Raw genomic sequence first — 20007 nt, 5'->3', positions numbered from 1 at the left:
ACCGTATAAATATTTTATTTATTTATTGATTAATTATACCGGTACAATTATAATGTGAATATTCAAAGTTATTAGGGGGTTTTAAATTGTCGGGAAAAGTGAGGGATTATTCTAAGCTTGCAGCAGGTATTTTAGAAGCAGTTGGCGGAGAAGAGAATGTGATTGGAGCTACACGTTGTGCTACAAGACTTCGATTGGTGCTAAAACGCTCTAATCCAAAAGCGAAGGAACAAGTATCGTCAATGCCTGGTGTTATTACCGTAGTAGAAAACAGCGGTCAGTTTCAGGTTGTCATTGGGCAGCATGTAGGGGAAGTGTATGAAGAGTTTTCAAATTTGGTCAATATTGAAACCTCTGATGTAGAAAGTGAAAACAAAGGAACGATCGTAAACCGCGTTATTGCAACGATGTCGGCAGTGTTTGCACCTTTTATTTACATTTTAGCTGCCGCAGGTATTTTGCAAGGGGTGTTAATCTTAATTAATTTACTGTTTGACAGCTTTGCCGAAACAGGGACTTATCAGGTTTTAAGTTTTATCTCTTGGTCGCCATTTACATTTTTGCCGATTTTCATTGCGATTACTGCATCAAAGCACTTTAAAACAAATACATATATCGCAGTCGCATGTTGTGCTGCGTTAGTGAGTCCGACATGGGCAGAAATGGCAGCACAAATTGCAGAAGGAAACAATATTTCGTTTTTAGGGCTTGCTTTAACTAAAACGACATATACGTCTTCTGTTCTGCCTCCGCTATTTTTAGTGTGGATTTTGTCTTATCTTGAAAGATTATTAAACAAGAGAATGAACGAAGTCATTAGGCCGTTATTTGTTCCATTATTATGTATGGTCATCATGGTGCCTTTAACGATTGCCTTAATCGGTCCTATTACAACAATGGGTGCAAATGGAATTGCAAACGGATACAACTTCTTGGCAGAAAACGCACCTGCTTTGGCTGGAGCGATCATCGGCGCATTCTGGCAAGTCATTGTTATTTTTGGTGTGCATTGGGGAATCACACCTATGGTATTAGCGAATTATGATTTATATGGCCGGGATTCATTCCAGGCGTATCAAACGATCGCCGTTATCGCACAAGTTGGAGCGGTACTAGGTGTTGTTTTAAAAACAAAAAGCCAGGAAACACGAAAAGTCGGCGTTTCTGCAGGTATTACCGGATTATTCGGCATTACAGAGCCAGCCATTTATGGGGTGACGCTGCGATTTAAGAAGCCGTTTATTTTCGGCTGCGTCTCCGGTGCGATTGGCGCCATCGCAGCAAGTTTCTTTAATCCCTATTATTTTGCATACGCTGGGCTGCCAGGGCCGCTCACCATTGTAAACGGCATAAATGCAGATTATCCAATGTCGATTTGGGGCATTTTGCTGGGATCTGCCATTGCCATTGTTCTTCCAGTTGTTTTAATCCAGCTTTTCGGATATGGAGAAGATAAAGCGAAAGAAGCAGGCGGAGACAATATAGAAGAAGCGCAAGGAAAAAGCGGCATTCCTGTTTCTCAAATGAATGAAGAAGCAGTACACGCGCCATTAAGCGGCAAGGTCGTTCCTCTTTCAGAAGTCCCGGATGAAGTATTTAGCTCTGGCGCAATGGGAGAAGGCTTTGCCATTCTGCCATCAGACAACAAAGTGTATGGACCTTTTGACGGAACTGTCGTCATGGTCGCGCCGACAAAGCATGCAATCGGCTTGCGTTCAAAAACAGGTGTAGAACTGCTCGTGCACATTGGATTGGATACGGTTAAATTGGATGGAATACCTTTTGGTTTGAATGTAAAAGAAGGGGATGAATTCAAAAAAGGAGATTTTCTAATCGAATTTGACCAAGAATTCATTCAAAATCAAGGATTACAAACAATCACACCAGTCATCATGACTAATTCAGCAGCTTATGAAGAAGTGATCATGGAAGATATTGATGAAAGTGTATTGCATCAGAAAATGATGACAGTTGTAAAATAAGGAGGACGAAATAATGGCGAAAATAGCGAAATTACCAGATGATTTTTTATGGGGCGGTGCTTTGGCTGCTCATCAATTTGAAGGCGGATGGAATCAAGGCGGTAAAGGACCAAGCGTCGTGGACGTGATGACAGCAGGTGCGCATGGCGTGCCAAGAAAAATCACCGAAACAATTGGAGAAAACGAATTTTATCCGAACCACGAAGCAATTGATTTCTATCATAAATATAAAGAAGATATCGCTTTGTTTGCTGAAATGGGCTTAAAGTGCTTGAGAACATCGATCGGCTGGAGCAGAATTTTTCCTAAAGGAGATGAAGCTGAACCGAACGAAGAAGGGCTTCAGTTTTATGACAACGTCTTTGATGAATTGCTGAAGCATGGCATTGAGCCGGTAATTACGCTGTCCCACTTTGAAATGCCTCTCCATTTAGCGCGAGAATACGGCGGTTTCAGAAACAGAAAGGTAGTCGACTTTTTCGCTCGGTTCGCTGAAGTTTGCTTTAAACGCTATAAAGATAAAGTAAAGTACTGGATGACCTTTAACGAAATCAACAACAAAATGGATGTAAACAATCCGCTGTTTTTATGGACGAACTCGGGCGTTGTTGTCCGCGAAAACGAGAATGCGAAAGAAGTGATGTACCAGGCGGGGCACCACGAATTGCTGGCAAGTGCATTGGCGGTATCAAAAGGAAAAGAAATCAACCCGGATTTCCAGATCGGGGCCATGGTGTCGCATGTGCCGATTTATCCGTATTCATCAAACCCTGAAGATGTGATGCTGGCGGAAGAAATGATGAGACAGCGCTACTTTTTCCCTGATGTACATGTTCGCGGCTACTACCCAAGCTACGCTTTGAAAGAATTTGAACGAGAAGGCTACTCGATTCCATTTGAAGACGGCGATGAAGACATCTTGCGAAATGGAACAGTTGATTATTTAGGCTTCAGCTATTACATGTCAACAACGGTTAAAAGTGATGTGCAAAACGAAAACCTGGGTAATATTGTGAACGGCGGATTGCCAAATGGTGTAGAAAATCCATATATCAAATCGAGTGACTGGGGCTGGGCAATTGACCCGACCGGCTTACGCTACACATTAAATCGCTTTTATGATCGCTATCAAATTCCATTGTTTATTGTAGAAAATGGATTCGGTGCTGTAGATAAACTGGAAGAAAACGGCTCGATTCATGACGCTACAAGAATCAACTATTTAAAGTCTCACATTGAAGCAATGGAAAAAGCCGTAACGTATGACGGCGTTGATTTAATGGGCTACACGCCATGGGGAATTATCGATATCGTATCCTTTACAACAGGCGAGATGAAAAAGCGGTACGGCATGATTTACGTGGACCGTGACAATGAAGGAAACGGATCAATGAAGCGATTTAAGAAAGATTCATTTGACTGGTACAAAGAAGTGATTGCATCGAATGGAGAAAAACTGGAAATGGAAGAGTATGTTAAATAAGGAAGCTGTTTTGAACATTTGCTGAAGGAATTAATACACAAAGATGAATTAAAAAGAGACGCTACTAAAGAAGAGATTGATAAAGGCGATTACACGGAAATAACAACTTTATCTCTTGATGAGAACGATCCAGGTTAAATAAAAACACCGTACTTCACGGTGTTTTTATTATGCTTTTGGCAAGTGATAACATGACATTCAATTGGAAAAAGTTAAATCAAAGCATCGTAAAAGCCATTTTTTATGTTGGGTTTAGGATCAATAATGCCCTATATATACACACCGGATGTTATTTTAATCATTGCCGGAGTATTTACAACTAAGTGAAGCGATTAGAGCATGAGAATTAGGATTTACGTGAGCAATTAAAGGCAGCGTATGCCAAAAGTTTACAATAAAATATCAGCTAAGGCACTTTTCTTTTCTTGTTCAATTAAAGGGCCATATTCTTGAATAAGAGAAGGAATTATTCGTAAGTAAAATCGAACTAAAAGTATTCAATTAACGGGGAGTTTAGTATAAGAAGCTAGTTAATGAGAAGAGGCTTTAATGGACATCAATCCAAAAATTGGTTATGCTAACAGCAAATCTGTTATCAAACAGAGTAAATAGAAATCCGGTGATTGTCCGAAAAATCTGTTTACAAAAAAACAGAAAGGAAGGTTGATTCCACATGATAGGAACGGAGAGTAAAAAACAAGAAATTTTAAAAGCTTACCAGTTCAGACATGCTTGCAAGGCATTTGATACCAACAAAAAGGTTTCGGATGAAGATTTTCACTTTATTTTGGAGACAGGAAGATTGTCTCCAAGTTCATTTGGGTTCGAGCCGTGGAAGTTTGTCGTGATCCAGGATGCAGCGCTTCGCGAAAAATTAAAACCTGTATCCGGCGGTGCCCAGGGACAACTGCCCACTGCCAGCCATTTTGTAGTTATATTGGCCAGAAGAAAAGAAGGCTTAAGGCATGATTCGGTTCACGTGATCAAAATGATGAAAGACATTCATCATATGCCTGAAGAAGTTGTGCAAGGTCTTTCCGGTTTCTACAAATTCTTCGTAGAAAGAGAACTCGAAGATAATGACCGTCTCATTTTTGAATGGGCAAGCAAACAAACATATATAGCATTGGGAAACATGATGACAGCCGCGGCTCAAATCGGTATTGATTCCTGTCCGATCGAAGGTTTTGATAAAAAGCAGGTGACCGCTATTTTACAAAATGAGGGTATCATTAATGCCAACGATTTCGGTGTAGCCTGTATGGTCGCCTTCGGATATCGGCAAGAGGATCCCAAACGTCCGAAAACAAGACAAAATCTTAATGAGATTGTTGAGTGGCGATAAACTTAAGATGATATTTCTCAGCATCAGGGGACATGTTTCGCTAACGGATGGCTTGAGTCTAAAGAATGAGGGTTGCTGCGGCAACTCCTTTTTTTATGGTGCTAACGACGGGGTAGGTTCAATAAGAAACAATTTAAAGATGAAATGTAACCCCGCGAGATAAAGAAATTCAAGGACATGCTCGTTCACAAGTATTGATGAGGTTAAGAACTAATCATTTCTTTAGCTAAAACGGGGGCGTTAGTTCAAGAAGAAATAGTACTAAATATTGATTCTTTAATATTAAGATCTTCAACAATCGGGCGCTTTTCTTCGATAAGACAACATAAATGATATTCAACAATCGGGGGCGATTGCTGCACAAGGTAATCGTTTTTCCTTATTAAAGACTTGGGCAGGATTAGGGGGCTATAATTAATCAACTGGGTTAACGCATTGTTTTGTTATAAAACAACAAAAAAATAACAATAAACCATTTTAAATTAATAAAAAAAGCATACCAATTAATAAAAACGACAAAGGGCTTGAAAACGAAAATGTATGAAGCGGTTTAGGCCAAAGACAATACGCTACTGCTCATATAGAAGCTGCACAAGAAGGGTATAAAATTGATAAATGGGTTCTTGCAATTGAAAACGATAAAGGGGGTTTGGAATTTATTGAAACAATGAAAACCTTAGTTAATGAGGACAGGTTGGAATCGGATTCCAGAACTGAAAGATTGGAACGATCAATTAAAAAAGCAAGAAGCTGAGAAAATAGAAAATAAAGCTGAATATGAGTCTTTTCCTAGCAAGGTTCAACATAGCGCAGCGTTAGAAAGATAATATAGGGTCTAGACAGTAAAAAGGAAAAATAAGAGATGAAATAGGATGGACTTGGCTTTCCCCGACTTTAGAATACAGAATGTGAAAAAATCACTGTGTATGTTTCAGATATAAATTGGAAAAATGCAGAAGGCTAATACACAATTCGATTATTTAACGAAAAAAAATGAAAGTTCAATATTCAAGTAATTTAAAGACACCCTCGTAATACATGTAAATACCAAGTAGTATCCACCAAAGAAGAATAGAAAGTATGAATAATGAGTATTTTAGTATGGTTTTCATGATTATAAGTTGCCTAATAATCCAAAAAATATTCTTAATATCAGAACAAAATGATAGGTCAGACATTTTGAATCACGAGTTAGGAGGAGTTGTCTTGGAAACAAAAAATGCTCCTAAAGTATATAATCTATTTTATAACAATTATTAAGGTAGTATATACAGTTGGTGATTATGTCGTAGTTCGTAATCAATATGCAATATAAGAATAGCTTGTTCAACAATAAGGCGCTTATCCAGATGGAGGGAATTAATAATGAAAAGTACTGGGATTGTTCGTAAGGTTGATGAATTAGGAAGGCTTGTAATTCCAATTGAACTACGAAGAGTATTAGATATTGATGTGAAAGATGCCGTTGAAATATTGGTTGACGAGGATTTAATTATTCTCAAGAAGTATAGTGCGAATATGGCTTGTTCAATAACAGGTGAAGTTACGAATGAAAACAAGGTTTATGCAAATGGAAAACTGGTTTTAAGTCCAGATGGTGCAGATCAATTATTAAAAGAAATATCTTTAACCAATGTGCATTCATAAGTGTTGAGGAAACTAATAAAAATATTTAAGAGACAGGAGTGTGTTCTGTCTCTTTCCTTTTGTTAATGTGTATTTTGAAAAAAGGTTGATTATTTATAATAAAGTCTGATGATTTATAAAAAAGATTGATAATTTGTAATAAGGTTGGATCAAAAATCCTGTATTGACATGCAGGGTTATTTTCTTGTTCAGCAATCGGGCCATATTCTTGAATAACGGATAACCCCAAGATATCTGTAACCTCTACATTTAAACCTTAGCGGAAATAATAAAATCCTTTTTTGTTAGAGGACATTAGAACCTTTAATTCCTGGTGTTAATGTCCTCTATCCTTTTTTATCGAACATCAGAAAACCGTTGCTAAAAAATATTTTAAATATTCCTTGACAGGAATATTCCTTTTGGGTTATATTCAATTCATGAAAACAACTTTGAATGCTCTTGCTGAGCCCAACCGGCTACACATTGTCGAACTCTTGCGTGACGGCCCTCTCACTGTAGGGGAAATTGCTGACCGGCTTGGGCTAAACCAGCCTCAAGCTTCCAAACATCTTCGTGTACTTAGTAATGCAGGAATCGTCGAGGTAAATGCAATCGCCAATCGACGGATCTACAAGCTGAGGGCCGAGCCGTTCAAAGAGCTTGATTCTTGGTTAGAGTCCTACCGCAACATTTGGAACGAGAGATTTGACCGCCTTGACGATTACCTGCAGGACCTACAAAGAAAGGATTGAACCATGACGATAAGTAGGAGTCCTGCCAAAGATTAAAAAAACGATATTGGAGGAATGAGATCATGGAAAACCTTTTGACGTCTGTAGAAGATCGGAAACTCATTAGGAATGACCAAACCAATGAAGGAAATAAGGTATCTCTGAAGAAAATTACAATAGGATACTGGTTTTTTACGGGGCTGTTGATAGCATTAATGCTTTTAGGTTCTATTCCTGATATAATGTCTGCCCCTGAAGCAGTTGCTTTATTCAAACATTTAGGGTACCCTGCATACCTTCTTCCCTTTATTGGCGTTGCCAAACTGTTAGGTGTAATAGCGATTCTGATGCCTGGCTTTCCGCGAATTAAGGAATGGGCTTATGCCGGATTTGTCATCGATTTGACGGGTGCCATGTACTCAATTATAGCAGTGGGTGATCCTTGGGTATTTTTCATTATTGGGTACATTTTGATTACAGGGTCCTATGTTTTTTACCATAAAAAACGAAATGCCGTTTTATTAAGTCATTCGAAATAACTTAACAAAAATTATTGGGAGGAATGGAAATGTCCAACAACACTATGATTTCAAGGGTGGAGAACGATCGGGTACTTGTGCTGGAGCGGATTTTCGATGCGCCGCGCGACCTCGTGTTCAATATGTTTAAAGACCCCGAGCATCTCAAACGCTGGTGGGGGCCCAGAGGCTGGGAGCTTCCTGTATGCAACGTGGATTTCCGGTCGGGCGGCGTTTGGCACTACTGCATGAAGTGCGTCGATCAAAACCAAGGTGAATTTTTCGGTATGGAATCTTGGGGAAAAGGGGTTTATAAGGAGATTATCGAGCCTGAGAAGATCATCTACGTCGATTTCTTCTCGGATGCCGAAGGCAATACGAATGATGCCATGCCATCGTCTGATGTTACATTGGAATTCATCGATTTGGGCGGCGGCAAGACGAAGCTGATGAACCGTGCTGAATATGCGTCGGCGGAGACCCTCAAGACCGTCATTGACATGGGCATGATGCAAGGAATCACCGAAACTTGGGACCGCCTGGAAGAAGTTCTTCAGCACCTGAAGTAAGGAAATACCACGCGCACGGCAGGCCGGTTCAGTAAAGAAACCAGTATCTATAGTAATGATTAGGAGCATGGAGTTTGGTAATTACTTATACAAGGGAGTGGGAAAATCAATGATTAGTAAAGTCGGTCAAATTATGTTGTATGTAAATAACCAAGATGAGGCAGTGAATTTTTGGACAAAAAAAGTAGGGTTTAGCGTAATTTCTGATGAAGATAACGGTCAAGGAATGAGATGGATTGAAATGGCTCCAACAAAGGACACAGAAACAAGCATCATTCTGCACAATAAGGAATTCGTTGCTAAAATGTCACCTGGATTAAATCTTGGTACACCTTCGTTAATGTTTTTCTCGGAAAACTTTGATGAATTATATACCGATTTATCCAATAAAAATATCAAAGTCGGTGAAATTGTAAATATGCCTTCTGGTAGGGTATTTAACTTTGCCGATAATGAAGAAAATTACTTTGCAGTCATGGAAAAAAAGTAAACCACAATGAAAAAATAATAAAGTAATTCATACACCGTTCATTGTTGGACGGTGTTTTGGATTTATAGTAATAAAGTTAAACTAATCCTATATATTATTTTTCTATCCTCCTAAATTAATATTAAGCCTCTTATTTCTTATTGAACAAACGGGGGCTTTTCAGGAATAAAAGTACAGCCAACATACAGTAAAACGATCTTCCGCAATCGGGCGCATTTCTATAGGAAAGTTACTTTTTACTTTTGGGTTATATTGAAATAAAGACCCTTCATTATTGATTAATTGTAAACCTCGTTGAATCTCAACGAGGTTTTTGACACTTTAGCTGTATTTGTTAATAAGCAATAATTTATGAGTTTACCGAATTTGTTTTTCCCTTCCGTTTACCCCATGGCTTCAAAACAGAAATAACAATGACAAAAACCAATAATGAGGTCTGAATGGCGGCACTGATTATTAGCATATTTCGGTCATGAAGATATATTGGATCATCCAGCGCATTTAATCCTTTTTCAGTAGTAATTTTAATTGAACCTTGAACCCAGATATTTAAAATACTACCTATCCCTATAGTAATTAAAGTTATGATTTCTTTAGTAATAATCCAGTAATGTTTAAAAAATCCCCAGTGTGTCTTGAGAGACAGGAATATACCAGTAATAATGACTCCTAAAAGACCAGGTATTATCAATGATAGGTCCACAATATGCATTAGATGATGAGAAACCTTTAAAACATCAGGCGTATTTGTTGTTAAAGCTGAAATCAAAAGAATCCATTGAGTAAAGCTGCCTCCAACAAATAGAACGGTTGAAATTAAATGAAAAATTAGTAACCAATTTCTTTGATTTAATTTGTTTTTCTTATTATTCCCTTTCAATATTTAATCACCCCATTAATTTAACACTGTTAAATTTTTGTTTAACAGTGTTAAGTTTAAGGCATAAATGTTAATATTGTCAATGGGTATAGGAGGTATACAAATGGCTAGAAAAAAACAAAATTCAGAATATGGATCGCTGGATCAAAGTAAAATTATTCAAACAGCGATCGACTTGATTAATAAAGATGGCTTAAAAAAACTGTCTATGAGAAATGTGGCGAACGCCCTTAATACAAGTGCTGCATCTCTATATTGGCACATCGAAAATAAATATGAATTATTACAGTTATTATCTGAGCAGATCTCTAAAAATATCTCATTTCCTGATTCGTCTAAAGAATGGTATGAGCAGCTCATTGAACTTGGGAATGAGTTTCGACAAGCATTGTTGTCTATTCGGGATTCAGTAGAAATAATGACCGAAACAGTACCAATGACTCCTGATCGACTTCAATTAATTGAGAATATATACCGAATTCTTATTAATGCTGGTTTTAGGTCAGAGGATGTTCCAGCTACGGCTAGTTTATTTAATAATTATGTTCTTTCATTTGTAAGAGATGAAATGATACAGGTTCAAATAGCTAAAATCCAAGGATTAGAGGTTAATGAAGCTTTTGAACAGGCAAGAAATATGTTTCAGTCTTTACCTGTTAATAAATATCCGTCTTTAGTTGAACTTGCTGATTATTCAGTATCCATAAATAGTGACAAACAATTTGAATTTGGTCTTCAAGTTTTATTAGATGGACTTAATAAACGATTACAGCAATAGCTAATTGAAGCTCTTCTGTTATTCCAGAATAGGGCAGTTTAACGGAGTAAGCGGATTCAGAAGTTATTCCACATAAGGGCCATATTGTGGAGGAAGGAAGGAAAGGGAACACCTTGAAATTGTCATTTATTCAAGAAAAGGACAGCTAGAAATCCCGAGTTATTCCTTTCTTTAAATAGGGAGGATGGTTGAGTAACTTTAAAGGTATATGTGGAAGGCAAAATGGCTGTATGATGTTTTTCTATAAACAAAGATGTATCAATTCATTTTCTTGAATCTAGACTATTCTCCTGATCTGACATCTTTGGTTTATGTCCTTGGAGCATTAGGATTTAATACAATTTTTTCAAGAATACACAGTGAAAAATGGTGTAATTTTCATATGGGCTTTTCTTTACAGATTTAAGAAAATATCTTCGACCAAAATACATTGGATGTTTATTTGTTAGATTTGCTTAGGAGCAATAGAAATTTTTTGTACTTATTTCTCGGAAGAATTATTACAAATGTTGGAGACAGCTTTTATTATATTGCTGCTATGTGGTTTGTGTATGAAAAAACAGTAAATATTAAAAGGCTGCAGCAATAGCAGCCCGTCTCACTAATTAACTTATGTGACACTATTATAACTTTAGATAATACCTGAAGTTTTACTAAACAGGCTATTGAACATTTTTACTATTTGGCTGCTGAATAGATACATGTTGTGGTTTTTCTGGATAGGGTCGCTTACCTGGATCGTCAGGACCGGTAAGGTTATTTCTTTGATCCAAAACTTTCCCTGTATACTCAATAGGATTTATGTCTGCCATTGTTTTCACCTCCATTATTAGGATGGTTGAAAATTAAATTCCCATGACAGGTAATTTTTCCTTATCAATAAATGAGTTTTTATCTAAAGCATAATAATTGGTAAGCAGGTTGTGCTAAAGGGGAAGTACCCAAAACTTCTTTTATCTCGGTTTATTTTTGAACGATCTTCCATTAAAGGGAGCTTTTCCTCGATAAGACTACATAAATGATATTCAACAATCGGGGGCGATTGCAGAATAGTGTGATCGCTTTTCATATTGAGGATTTGGGCAGTTTAAGTGGGTAACAACTTTCTTATTGAGTTAAAATGAGGTGATTTATTGGCCAAAATTATCTTAACGACAAATGGTTTTTCCTCTGAGAACATAAAAAAGAAATTTCTTGAACAGATTGATATCGATAAAAAAGAAATAAGAATAGCTATTATTACTACTGCTTCTCATCATAAGGAAAATAACAAATATGCAAAGAAAGCCAAAGTTGATCTGACTAACTTGGGTTTTCAGAAAATAGAATTTTGTGATGTAGAGCACGATAATTTAGATTATCTTAGTAGTTCAAATATTATCTATCTCTCAGGTGGCAATCCTTTTTATTTGTTGCATCACCTACGAAAAAGTGGAGCTGATAATAAATTAAAGGACTTATCAAAACGAAACACGGTGTTTGTTGGAGTTAGTGCAGGAGCAATGGTACTAGGTCCGGATATCGGAGTGGCAAATTTTTTCACTCCAGAAATGAATTCCATAAAATTAAACAATTTCAATGCATTAAAGATAACTAAAACAGCAATATTTCCACACTATGATAGGGAAGAGTTATTTATTGAGAAAAACGGAAAATCAATAGAAGAAAGATTGTTCAAATATGAAAATGATAATAAAAGTACCGTAGTTAGATTACGAGATGCAGATTTTATAGTTGAAAATAGTTAATGTTATTTAATTAAAGGGGGCGATTGCTTAACAAAGTGTCGCCTTTTCTTATTAAAGAAAAGGGCAGCATTCCTGTAATGAAGAAAAATGGGATTTGAACAAAAAATAAACCTCTTGGTAAGATATGAGTGTCCTGAAGCTGGCCAGCGAAAAGGACAAAACATATATACCAGGAGGCCTTCAATATGAATTATAACCAAAATGAAAAGATTGCTCAAATAACTTCTCAAACACTAATTGTAGGTGTAGATATTGCGAAGTACAAGCATGTAGCTCGTGCTCAAGATTTTAGAGGACTAGAGTTTGGAACACCTTGTCACTTTGAGAACACCAAAGATCATTTTGAACTCTTTTTAGGCTGGATAAAACATTTGATGGAACAGAACGGCATGGAACAGGCGATAATAGGAATGGAGCCGACAGGTCATTATTGGCTCAACCTCGCTCATTTTCTGAAAGAAGAGGAGATAAAGTTTGTAGTTGTAAATCCTATGCATGTGAAGAAATCTAAAGAATTAGATGATAATTCTCCAACCAAAAATGATGTGAAGGACGCTAAAGTCATTGCACAACTAGTCAAAGATGGGAGATATGCCGAACCTAATATTCCACAAGGAGTTTATGCAGAACTTCGTGTGGCAAGGAAAATACGCGATCTCTTATTTGTTGACTTACAAGCTGTGCAGGGGCAAATTCATAACTGGTTAGATCGATATTTTCCTGAATTCCTTACAGTGTTTAAGGATTGGGAAGGAAAAGCAGCATTACAATTATTAAAGTTAAACGTATTACCACATGAGTTAGAGATAGTCTCGGAACAAGAGATCCTAATTCACCTCAGAAAGGCTGTAAAACGTGCGGTTGGACTCAGTAAAATTCAAGAACTTAAACGGGTAGCCAAAGACTCTATCGGTATTCGTGAAGGTTCAAGGATGGCTAAATTAGAGCTTCGCACTTTACTAGACAAGTATGAGTTAATAAATGAAAAGTTCGAAGAACTAGAATCTGATATTGATGGACTCCTTGAACGGATACCAGGTGTTCAACAAATGTTGGCCATCACAGGAATCGGCAAGGACACTGTAGCTGGCTTCTTTTCTGAAGTAGGGAATTTAAGTTACTATTCTCACCCTCGACAAATCATCAAGTTAGCTGGGTTGAGTTTAAAGGAGAACACCTCTGGAAAGCACAAAGGGCATACGAAGATTACAAAGAGAGGTAGGAAGACACTAAGGGCTCTCCTCTTCCGAGTAGCGATGCCTTTGGTAGCTAAGAACACTGCTTTTAAAGCTTTACATGAGTATTTTACAACACGTAAAAATAATCCTCTAAAGAAAATGCAGTCTCTTATAGCGATATGTAATAAGCTGATACGTATTCTTTTTACGATTGGTACAAAACAATGTGAATTTAGTGAAGATAGAATGTTGAAGGATATTCCTCATATGGCTCCTTTACTGAAAGCAGCTTAGGGTTCATTAGTTAATATTCAAAAGGTTTTATTTAGGATTATTATTTAGACATTTGAAGCACGGATTAGTCAGTAAAACAATTAAAGTACGGACTTTGATCCTGTCGGGCAGCATCACTGACATCCACCTCATGGAAAGGTTGGACGAAGGAATTTTGGAGCGTAGACTCTGTGAGATATGGGAGGGTTGACCTCCATGAGACATGTGGACATCCACCAGTGCAACCATACTTTAACTAGGTAACCACTTTTTGGATAGGAGTGGTTAGGTAGTTAAGGACTTTTTTTCTCTAACGCACCAAAAATAACCATACTTTCAACTTACTTCCATGACTTTGATGTCTAATTAAAATAAATCCTAATGAAATCTTAAGAAAAAGCTAGAAATCCAGAGTTATTCCTTTCTTTATAGAGGGAGTTTAATTGAAGAGTGGTTTCAATTGTTCTGATCAACAATCGGGCCTAAATGTAAAGAAATATCAGTTTACTACTCCTTACGTTTATGAAGTATCAAGTCATTGGGGAATTGAGATTACGGAATATATGAACCCAAAAACGTGTGTCCAATCGAAGAAGAAGCTAATAGAACTATGTAAAATTAAGGACAATTACCTCAAGAAAGGCGATTTTTTTGAACTGTATAGTTGTTGGGTAGGAGAAGAAGCTGAAAAGCGAGAGGGTGAAATAACCCTCCAAATCAATAATTTTGATATTAACCAAATTGAAATACCCGAAAAAACGTTAGTTAGATTTGAAAAATGAATTTTTCTTCTTCCCCTAACGGGTGCTTTTGTTCAATAAGGCTATATAATGATCTTCAACAATCGGGCGCTTTTCTTCGATAAGACAACATAAATGATATTCCACAATCGGGGGCTTATCTTGAATAAGATAAGCTTCTTTTTCTGTGAAAATAATCATTGTGATTACAGCCTTGTTTTGAAATGATTGGTATTAAGCAATCTGGCAGGATTGTTAAGAATTGCTTAAAGTGAAGGGAGAATTATAACTTGTCTAAAGGATTACTTCATCACATTGAAATCTATGTATCTAATCTCAAAAGGTCAATTGATTTTTGGAGCTGGTTTCTTGAAGAATTAGGATACACTCCTTACCAGGTATGGGAAAGTGGTCAAAGTGCTGATTCACGTCAACAAGTTGATGAGATTACGGAAAAATTAAAAGATACAGGTGTTAATATTCTTTATCCAAATGCTCACCCATTTGCTGGTGGAAATGAGCATTATGCAGTTTATTTTGAAGACCCAGACAGAATAAAAGTTGAGTTTGTAGCACCTTAGTTTATTCAGTAATCGGGGGCGGTTGTGTAGTAAGATGCACTGCTGAGAGAACGGGGGATAAATATGAAAAGAATATTTCTTACAGCTTTATTATTGTTGATTTTGACTGGATGCAGCAATAAATTTATAAACCTTACCGGAGAAAGTAAGAATTGGACTGGAAAATACTCAGCGAATATCGATGGTAATGATGAGGACGGTAGTTACGAGTTTCATTTTAAGAATGGAGATGGCAACACTCAATTTCAGTTGCTTGAAGTAATAATAAACGATGGAAGTACAACAAAGTCAGAAGAAAATTTCAAAGGTGCTACAATTAATATTACATCTAATTGCAAAGGATGTTATGTAACGAAAAAAGATGAAAAACAGAAGGTTACTATTATATGGGACGATAAAAATGAGGAAACATTCTATTTAAAAGACAGTAAAGCTGAGTAGGGAATTGAAAATTTAATTACTCAACAATCGGGCGCGTTTTTAGAGTAACGAAAAAAGCCCAATTTCTTAATTTTAATACTGAGAAACTGGTCCGTTATCAAAAAATTTACGATATATTAACGGGAATTTATAATGGAACTGAGGCAGATCCCTTTGGCTGACTCTTAAGTTGTAGACTTAGAGGTTGAAGCAGGAATTAATTATTTGGTTCCTATTTCTGTACTTAATATCGTGGGGAAGAAGGTAGTACTGTGAAAACAACAGGAAATTTTACCGACAAGGCCGATATATATGCGAAATATCGCCCCAGTTACCCTAATGAATATATTGATTATTTGTTTTCAGAGAACCAACTGAAAGAGGATCGGATTGTGGCCGATATTGGTTCAGGTACGGGGATATTTAGCCGCCAGCTGCTTGAAAGAGGTCTAAATGTTTTTGGAGTAGAGCCAAATGATGACATGAGAAAGATGGCTGAGCAATCGTTAAAACTATATTCTCGTTTTAAATCAATAAAGGCAACTGCTGAAAATACCACTTTAAAAGGGAAAAGTGTAGATTTAGTAACCGTTGCCCAGGCATTTCATTGGTTTGATAAAGAAGCATTCAAAATCGAATGTCAACGGATTTTGAAACAAAAGGCAAATGTCGCTCTTATTTGGAATAGCAGAGATTTAACTAGCCCGCTTATTAAAGAGAACGAAGAAATTTGCCAAAAGACCTGTCCAAAATTTAAGGGATTTAGCGGTGGAATGGAGGAAACTCCAGAAGTATTTAACAGCTTTTTTAAGGATGGAAAGTATGAGTTTAAAAAGTATCAAAATGATTTGCTATTTGATTATGAAGGATTTTTAGGAAGGAACTTATCAGCGTCCTATGCTCCTAAAAAAAATGACGAAGAGTATGAACGTTTTGTTTTTCTCCTGTCAGAGTTATTCGAAAAATACAGTAAGAATGGAAAAATTGTTCTCCAAAACATAACGCGAAGCTATCTAGGCAATGTCTAAACAGCCGAACATAAGGGGGCTTTAATCGAAGTTCCCTTTTGAAATTTAGATTATCATTTACTAATTACGATCTTCAACAATCGGGCGCGATTCTGCAGCAAGAGTTGTGCTCTTTCTTTATGTAAAGGGGCATATTGTTGAGTAACTCATTTTCAAATAAGATATTTTAGAAGAGATTGTGAAGAAATGTACTTAAACTAAAGTAAGCAGTTTAGTTAAATAAACTTTCATGCACATTCAACATAAAAAACCATCCTCTAAAATATTAAAAGTGATGGTTTTTAAGATATTTTATTTAAGATTTTTCCAACAATAAATCCGAATATTAATCCAGGAAAAACAAACAACATTGGGAGCCATACAGGACCCAATAACACTCCAAATATCGTTAAGTCTGAGGAGAAAATTAATCCAACAGTTACAAAAAACGCAGTGAACACATACGAAAGGAAAGAATAAGGGGCTTTGTCTCCTCCTGCGTCTTTAACTGCATCCCACATAGAAAAAAAGTACAAACAAGGATAAAACATCAACCACTGATAGTTCGCATATTTTATTGCATTGGCAATTTCTCCGTGAAAACTCATAAGTATAATCTGATTGAAATTGGATTGTATATTAATCAGAAATTCAAGTATTAATAAAACTGTGCCTTTAAAATACTTTCCGTTTAAATACTGTCCAAATCCAGGAAGTGCAATGCTCCATATTAATTTTTCAAATATGCTCTTATTCACTCAATAACCCCCAGCAATTGTGCTTACTAGACTTCATTTGCAATTTCTTTTCTGTTAGGAGCAAGTGGGGGTTGTTCTAACCATTTATTTTGTGCCATAATATTAAACCATTTCTTTGTTACCATAAGATTTTTGAGAATAGTACCCTCATAAGCGGTCACAAGGTCTGAACGCATGGCTGATGCTAGTCCTGCCCCATGATAGTTTTGTGCAGCTTGAAACAAAAAACCGATATGATACATCATTAACTTATCGGAAAAAGGAGAGTCCGTTGAAGTTGTAACTTCTGTTTCCCAAGATTTCGGAACTGGTAAGTTATCTGTTTGCATTATTTTTGAAAAAATTTTTATTTGACCATCAGTCGTGTTCTGGGAATCAGTTAAGAACTTTCTTTCTTCTTTTATTTGAGCGACTTGACTGAATGCGATAGAAAGGGTTTTAGCCATAATGCTTTTTTTAAGGTTGAAAGAAATACAAATGATATCTGTCGCTGATAATTTTCTACTTTTTCCGAAAAATCCATCTGTGAAATCTTGGCTGGACGTCTGCTCACTTGGGGAGCATGACGCGGTGGGTGTCGCTTATGGAATTCGTGTAACTGGCCGGATGGAAAGTGTATTAAAAAAGATTATTTAACAAAGCCCTGTATAGAATAGGCGGAATGCCTCTGGTGTTCGAAAAGGTAAATTTAATCTCTTTTGTTTTTTTGCTATGGTAAATTTCTTACGATCATCATACTAAAGTAAGGAATTAAGCATAAAAAATTATGTTCAAGAAAAACAATCTCAAACTCAGTACTCTGTTCATATCTTATTGAAAATCCACAGTAAAGAGAATTTCTGTTTAGGCCGCAGAAAAGAAGTTTTAACAAGTAATATCCTTTCGCGGAAAAAATAATTTTTTTCTGAGATATCAAGATGTTTCTTACCATCTTAGAATTCTCTTGTTCACTAAAAGTAGCTGCCTTTAATCATTTGTTGTATTTCTTATACAATACCATTTTTCTGATTGTTACCATCCCTAAAGTATGTGCCGAGAAGTTACCATTTCTTGATTAGCACCTGCCACCGTTTCTATTTATGTGACCAATTAGACACAGGTGGTTCATTAAACCAATTTTTCCTTATTAATAACTTCAGCCCTTTCTCTGAGTAGTCTTCAACCATTTTGATTAGTTCCTTTAAAGAATCTATATGATCCTTTTTATAACTGGATACCACTGCATTTTGTAGATTGCTTATACTTACTGGATTTAGGAACATTATTAAGTTTGCCATTAATTTATCTGAAAAAGGTGATTCCTTTACTTTATTAACGTGAGCCTCTAGTCCAGTTGTAGTTGGAATTCCATTTTCTCTATAGATATCGGATAAAGAGGCTGATTGATAAAATGCTAACTTTTTCCCTTCTAGTATAAATTTCTTTGTGTCCATATCCTCTACGACTTCAGAAAAACCGATACAAAGAGCAACTCCAACATTGTTACATTGAAGGGAACTGAACATATTTGCCAATTCTACCGCATTAAGTGGCCGTTGCTGAGTTGATGCAACTTTGAATAGTTTCCCATCCCTTTCATCTGCTTTTTTATAAGAGAAGGAATTATTTTGTAATAAATCTTTATCATTAAGCAATTTTAATAAAGAAAAATCTAATTGAATTACATCATTGAGTAGTTTTTTATAAAAATTTTTTACTTTATAATCTGTTAATTCAACATATTGAACAGCAAGCGCTCGCAATCCATTACTCGTTATATGCTTTAAGATTTCTATAATTAATTGGTCTGAAAATAGCTTTGTTGTTGAACTATATATATCATCTTCCATGAAGAACGGTGTATCTTTATAACCTTCCTCAGACAATAATTGAGTAGCCTCTTGTTCTTGATATGTAGAGATTTCATATATTTCATTTAAAATATTCCTTAAATCAGTATCCTCAGAAGTTTCACTAAGATATTTTAATAATAAATTGATCATGTTTGAACTTGATTGTAAGTACCAAAGGAATCCTAATTCATTTACGTTCATTTTATACCCCCTAAAGACTCAATTTCTTTTTTTAGTTTGTCAATAAAATTCTTTATTATTCATGAATCAGTAATTCTTCCTAAACACACATAGAGTTTCCGTGTATAGGATTGAACCTTTCGAAAAGGAACAACATTTTAAAGATTTGTTAAATGATAGGAAAGTGTGAGAGCTGTTTGAAAGTTTCTTTAATGGTAGCAATGGACAAAAATCGAGTAATAGGTAAAGACAATGATATACCCTGGAGGTTTCCGAAAGATTGGGAATATGTAAAGAACACAACTTTGGGACATCCAATTATATTAGGAAGAAGAAACTTCGAATCAATTGGGAAGGCTCTATGTAAAAGAAGAAATATTGTTTTGACAAGAGATAAATTTCATATGAAGGTTGTGAAATGACTAATTCAGTAAAAGAGGTTTTTGAATTATGTAAAGGTGAAGAAGATATTTTTATTTTTGGTGGAGAAGAAATATATAAGTTATTCTTACCTATGGTAGAAAAGATGTATATAACAAAAATCCACGAAGAATTTGAAGGTGATACGTTTTTTCCAGAAGTTAACTTAAGTGAATGGAATGAAGTGTCTGTAAAAAGAGGAATAACAGACGAGAAGAACCCATATAAATATGAATTCTACGTTTATGAGAGGGCAATTTAATTATTCGGCAATCGGGGGCTTCGTATTATAAGGTCAATCAGAAGTTATATCTGGTTGGTCTATTTTTTATAGGTTATATTTTATCTGGAGCCGGGGTAGAACGTACGGGGGCATGGGACATTTGATCCCTTCCGATAAACTGTTCACCCCCTACTTGTTGAAACATGTTTGAGGCTGGTTAGGACACTATTGTGATCTCGAAT

Annotated in this window: 19 protein-coding genes and 2 pseudogenes; 16 read left to right on the top strand and 5 right to left on the bottom strand. The window is 36.2% G+C overall.

Going from position 1 to position 20007, the window contains the following annotated elements; genetic code table 11:
- Positions 1-86 precede the first annotated feature (86 nt).
- The 8 genes from QFZ72_RS16320 (at position 87) to QFZ72_RS16285 (ending at position 8747) form a co-directional block, all read left to right on the top strand.
- On the top strand, positions 87-1982 hold the full coding sequence (locus QFZ72_RS16320; RefSeq protein WP_307435179.1) for a beta-glucoside-specific PTS transporter subunit IIABC: 1896 nt from the start codon (positions 87-89) through the stop codon (positions 1980-1982).
- Positions 1983-1995: 13 nt separating this feature from the next.
- Positions 1996-3465, top strand: a complete 1470-nt coding sequence (gene bglA, locus QFZ72_RS16315; RefSeq protein WP_373464594.1) for a 6-phospho-beta-glucosidase BglA — start codon at positions 1996-1998, stop codon at positions 3463-3465.
- Between the two features lie 673 nt (positions 3466-4138).
- A complete protein-coding gene (locus tag QFZ72_RS16310; protein ID WP_307435178.1) occupies positions 4139-4810 on the top strand; it encodes an NAD(P)H-dependent oxidoreductase in 672 nt (223 codons plus the stop codon).
- Between the two features lie 1365 nt (positions 4811-6175).
- Positions 6176-6457, top strand: a complete 282-nt coding sequence (locus QFZ72_RS16305) for an AbrB/MazE/SpoVT family DNA-binding domain-containing protein (protein WP_307435177.1) — start codon at positions 6176-6178, stop codon at positions 6455-6457.
- Between the two features lie 419 nt (positions 6458-6876).
- Positions 6877-7191 carry an ArsR/SmtB family transcription factor gene (locus QFZ72_RS16300; protein WP_307439806.1) on the top strand — a complete coding sequence of 105 codons (315 nt, stop codon included), beginning with the start codon at positions 6877-6879 and terminating at the stop codon, positions 7189-7191.
- A gap of 62 nt (positions 7192-7253) precedes the next feature.
- Positions 7254-7709: a DoxX family protein gene (locus QFZ72_RS16295; protein WP_307435176.1), complete on the top strand. Its 456-nt coding sequence runs from the start codon at positions 7254-7256 to the stop codon at positions 7707-7709.
- Positions 7710-7738: 29 nt separating this feature from the next.
- Positions 7739-8257 (top strand): SRPBCC domain-containing protein, encoded by a 519-nt coding sequence (locus QFZ72_RS16290; protein WP_307435175.1) that lies wholly within the window; start codon positions 7739-7741, stop codon positions 8255-8257.
- A gap of 109 nt (positions 8258-8366) precedes the next feature.
- On the top strand, positions 8367-8747 hold the full coding sequence (locus tag QFZ72_RS16285; RefSeq protein WP_307435174.1) for a VOC family protein: 381 nt from the start codon (positions 8367-8369) through the stop codon (positions 8745-8747).
- A gap of 349 nt (positions 8748-9096) precedes the next feature.
- On the opposite strand, the gene QFZ72_RS16280 is transcribed toward QFZ72_RS16285, so the two are convergent.
- A complete protein-coding gene (locus tag QFZ72_RS16280; protein ID WP_307435173.1) occupies positions 9097-9627 on the bottom strand; it encodes a DUF2269 family protein in 531 nt (176 codons plus the stop codon).
- A 103-nt stretch (positions 9628-9730) separates the two neighbouring features.
- On the opposite strand from QFZ72_RS16280, the gene QFZ72_RS16275 reads away from it, so the two are divergent.
- Complete coding sequence (locus QFZ72_RS16275; protein WP_307435172.1) at positions 9731-10405, top strand: TetR/AcrR family transcriptional regulator; 675 nt, start codon at positions 9731-9733, stop codon at positions 10403-10405.
- Positions 10406-11067: 662 nt separating this feature from the next.
- On the opposite strand, the gene QFZ72_RS16270 is transcribed toward QFZ72_RS16275, so the two are convergent.
- Positions 11068-11217, bottom strand: a complete 150-nt coding sequence (locus QFZ72_RS16270; protein WP_252202086.1) for a hypothetical protein — start codon at positions 11215-11217, stop codon at positions 11068-11070.
- A 321-nt stretch (positions 11218-11538) separates the two neighbouring features.
- Between QFZ72_RS16270 and QFZ72_RS16265 the strand changes: the two genes are divergently transcribed.
- The 6 genes from QFZ72_RS16265 to QFZ72_RS16240 all read left to right on the top strand — a co-directional run bounded on the left by QFZ72_RS16265 (position 11539) and on the right by QFZ72_RS16240 (position 16373).
- The gene (locus QFZ72_RS16265; protein ID WP_307435171.1) at positions 11539-12153 is read left to right on the top strand and encodes a Type 1 glutamine amidotransferase-like domain-containing protein; all 615 of its coding nucleotides are present in this window, start codon (positions 11539-11541) and stop codon (positions 12151-12153) included.
- A 185-nt stretch (positions 12154-12338) separates the two neighbouring features.
- Complete coding sequence (locus QFZ72_RS16260) at positions 12339-13625, top strand: IS110 family RNA-guided transposase (RefSeq protein ID WP_307435167.1); 1287 nt, start codon at positions 12339-12341, stop codon at positions 13623-13625.
- Positions 13626-14047: 422 nt separating this feature from the next.
- Positions 14048-14386, top strand: coding sequence for a hypothetical protein (locus tag QFZ72_RS16255; protein ID WP_307435165.1), 339 nt, complete (start codon positions 14048-14050; stop codon positions 14384-14386).
- A gap of 248 nt (positions 14387-14634) precedes the next feature.
- Positions 14635-14925: a VOC family protein gene (locus QFZ72_RS16250; protein ID WP_307435164.1), complete on the top strand. Its 291-nt coding sequence runs from the start codon at positions 14635-14637 to the stop codon at positions 14923-14925.
- 63 nt (positions 14926-14988) lie between these two features.
- Positions 14989-15366: a lipoprotein gene (locus tag QFZ72_RS16245; protein ID WP_307435162.1), complete on the top strand. Its 378-nt coding sequence runs from the start codon at positions 14989-14991 to the stop codon at positions 15364-15366.
- Between the two features lie 251 nt (positions 15367-15617).
- Positions 15618-16373, top strand: coding sequence for a class I SAM-dependent methyltransferase (locus tag QFZ72_RS16240; RefSeq protein WP_307435160.1), 756 nt, complete (start codon positions 15618-15620; stop codon positions 16371-16373).
- Positions 16374-16654: 281 nt separating this feature from the next.
- Here QFZ72_RS16240 and QFZ72_RS16235 read toward each other — a convergent pair whose 3' ends face one another.
- The 3 genes and pseudogenes from QFZ72_RS16235 to QFZ72_RS16225 all read right to left on the bottom strand — a co-directional run bounded on the left by QFZ72_RS16235 (position 16655) and on the right by QFZ72_RS16225 (position 19143).
- Complete coding sequence (locus QFZ72_RS16235; protein WP_307435158.1) at positions 16655-17110, bottom strand: hypothetical protein; 456 nt, start codon at positions 17108-17110, stop codon at positions 16655-16657.
- Between the two features lie 26 nt (positions 17111-17136).
- A pseudogene (locus tag QFZ72_RS16230) lies at positions 17137-17661 on the bottom strand (DUF3231 family protein); the annotation flags it as partial.
- 522 nt (positions 17662-18183) lie between these two features.
- Positions 18184-19143 carry a DUF3231 family protein gene (locus QFZ72_RS16225; protein WP_307435157.1) on the bottom strand — a complete coding sequence of 320 codons (960 nt, stop codon included), beginning with the start codon at positions 19141-19143 and terminating at the stop codon, positions 18184-18186.
- Between the two features lie 176 nt (positions 19144-19319).
- On the opposite strand from QFZ72_RS16225, the pseudogene QFZ72_RS16220 reads away from it, so the two are divergent.
- Positions 19320-19804, top strand: a pseudogene (locus QFZ72_RS16220) (dihydrofolate reductase).
- The last annotated feature ends 203 nt before the right edge of the window (positions 19805-20007 follow it).

Source organism: Bacillus sp. V2I10 (assembly GCF_030817055.1).
In the GTDB taxonomy this organism is placed as follows: Bacteria; Bacillota; Bacilli; order Bacillales; family Bacillaceae; genus Bacillus_P.
Note: the sequence above shows the minus strand (reverse complement) of the source record. Positions and strands in the feature narration are given on the sequence as shown.

Coding starts and splice junctions, on each gene's coding strand:
- bglA (WP_373464594.1), top strand. CDS start 1,996: ATGGCGAAAATAGCGAAATTACCAGATGATTTTTTATGGGGCGGTGCT.
- QFZ72_RS16310 (WP_307435178.1), top strand. CDS start 4,139: ATGATAGGAACGGAGAGTAAAAAACAAGAAATTTTAAAAGCTTACCAG.
- QFZ72_RS16305 (WP_307435177.1), top strand. CDS start 6,176: ATGAAAAGTACTGGGATTGTTCGTAAGGTTGATGAATTAGGAAGGCTT.
- QFZ72_RS16300 (WP_307439806.1), top strand. CDS start 6,877: ATGAAAACAACTTTGAATGCTCTTGCTGAGCCCAACCGGCTACACATT.
- QFZ72_RS16295 (WP_307435176.1), top strand. CDS start 7,254: ATGGAAAACCTTTTGACGTCTGTAGAAGATCGGAAACTCATTAGGAAT.
- QFZ72_RS16290 (WP_307435175.1), top strand. CDS start 7,739: ATGTCCAACAACACTATGATTTCAAGGGTGGAGAACGATCGGGTACTT.
- QFZ72_RS16285 (WP_307435174.1), top strand. CDS start 8,367: ATGATTAGTAAAGTCGGTCAAATTATGTTGTATGTAAATAACCAAGAT.
- QFZ72_RS16275 (WP_307435172.1), top strand. CDS start 9,731: ATGGCTAGAAAAAAACAAAATTCAGAATATGGATCGCTGGATCAAAGT.
- QFZ72_RS16270 (WP_252202086.1), bottom strand. CDS start 11,217: ATGGCAGACATAAATCCTATTGAGTATACAGGGAAAGTTTTGGATCAA.
- QFZ72_RS16260 (WP_307435167.1), top strand. CDS start 12,339: ATGAATTATAACCAAAATGAAAAGATTGCTCAAATAACTTCTCAAACA.
- QFZ72_RS16245 (WP_307435162.1), top strand. CDS start 14,989: ATGAAAAGAATATTTCTTACAGCTTTATTATTGTTGATTTTGACTGGA.
- QFZ72_RS16225 (WP_307435157.1), bottom strand. CDS start 19,143: ATGAACGTAAATGAATTAGGATTCCTTTGGTACTTACAATCAAGTTCA.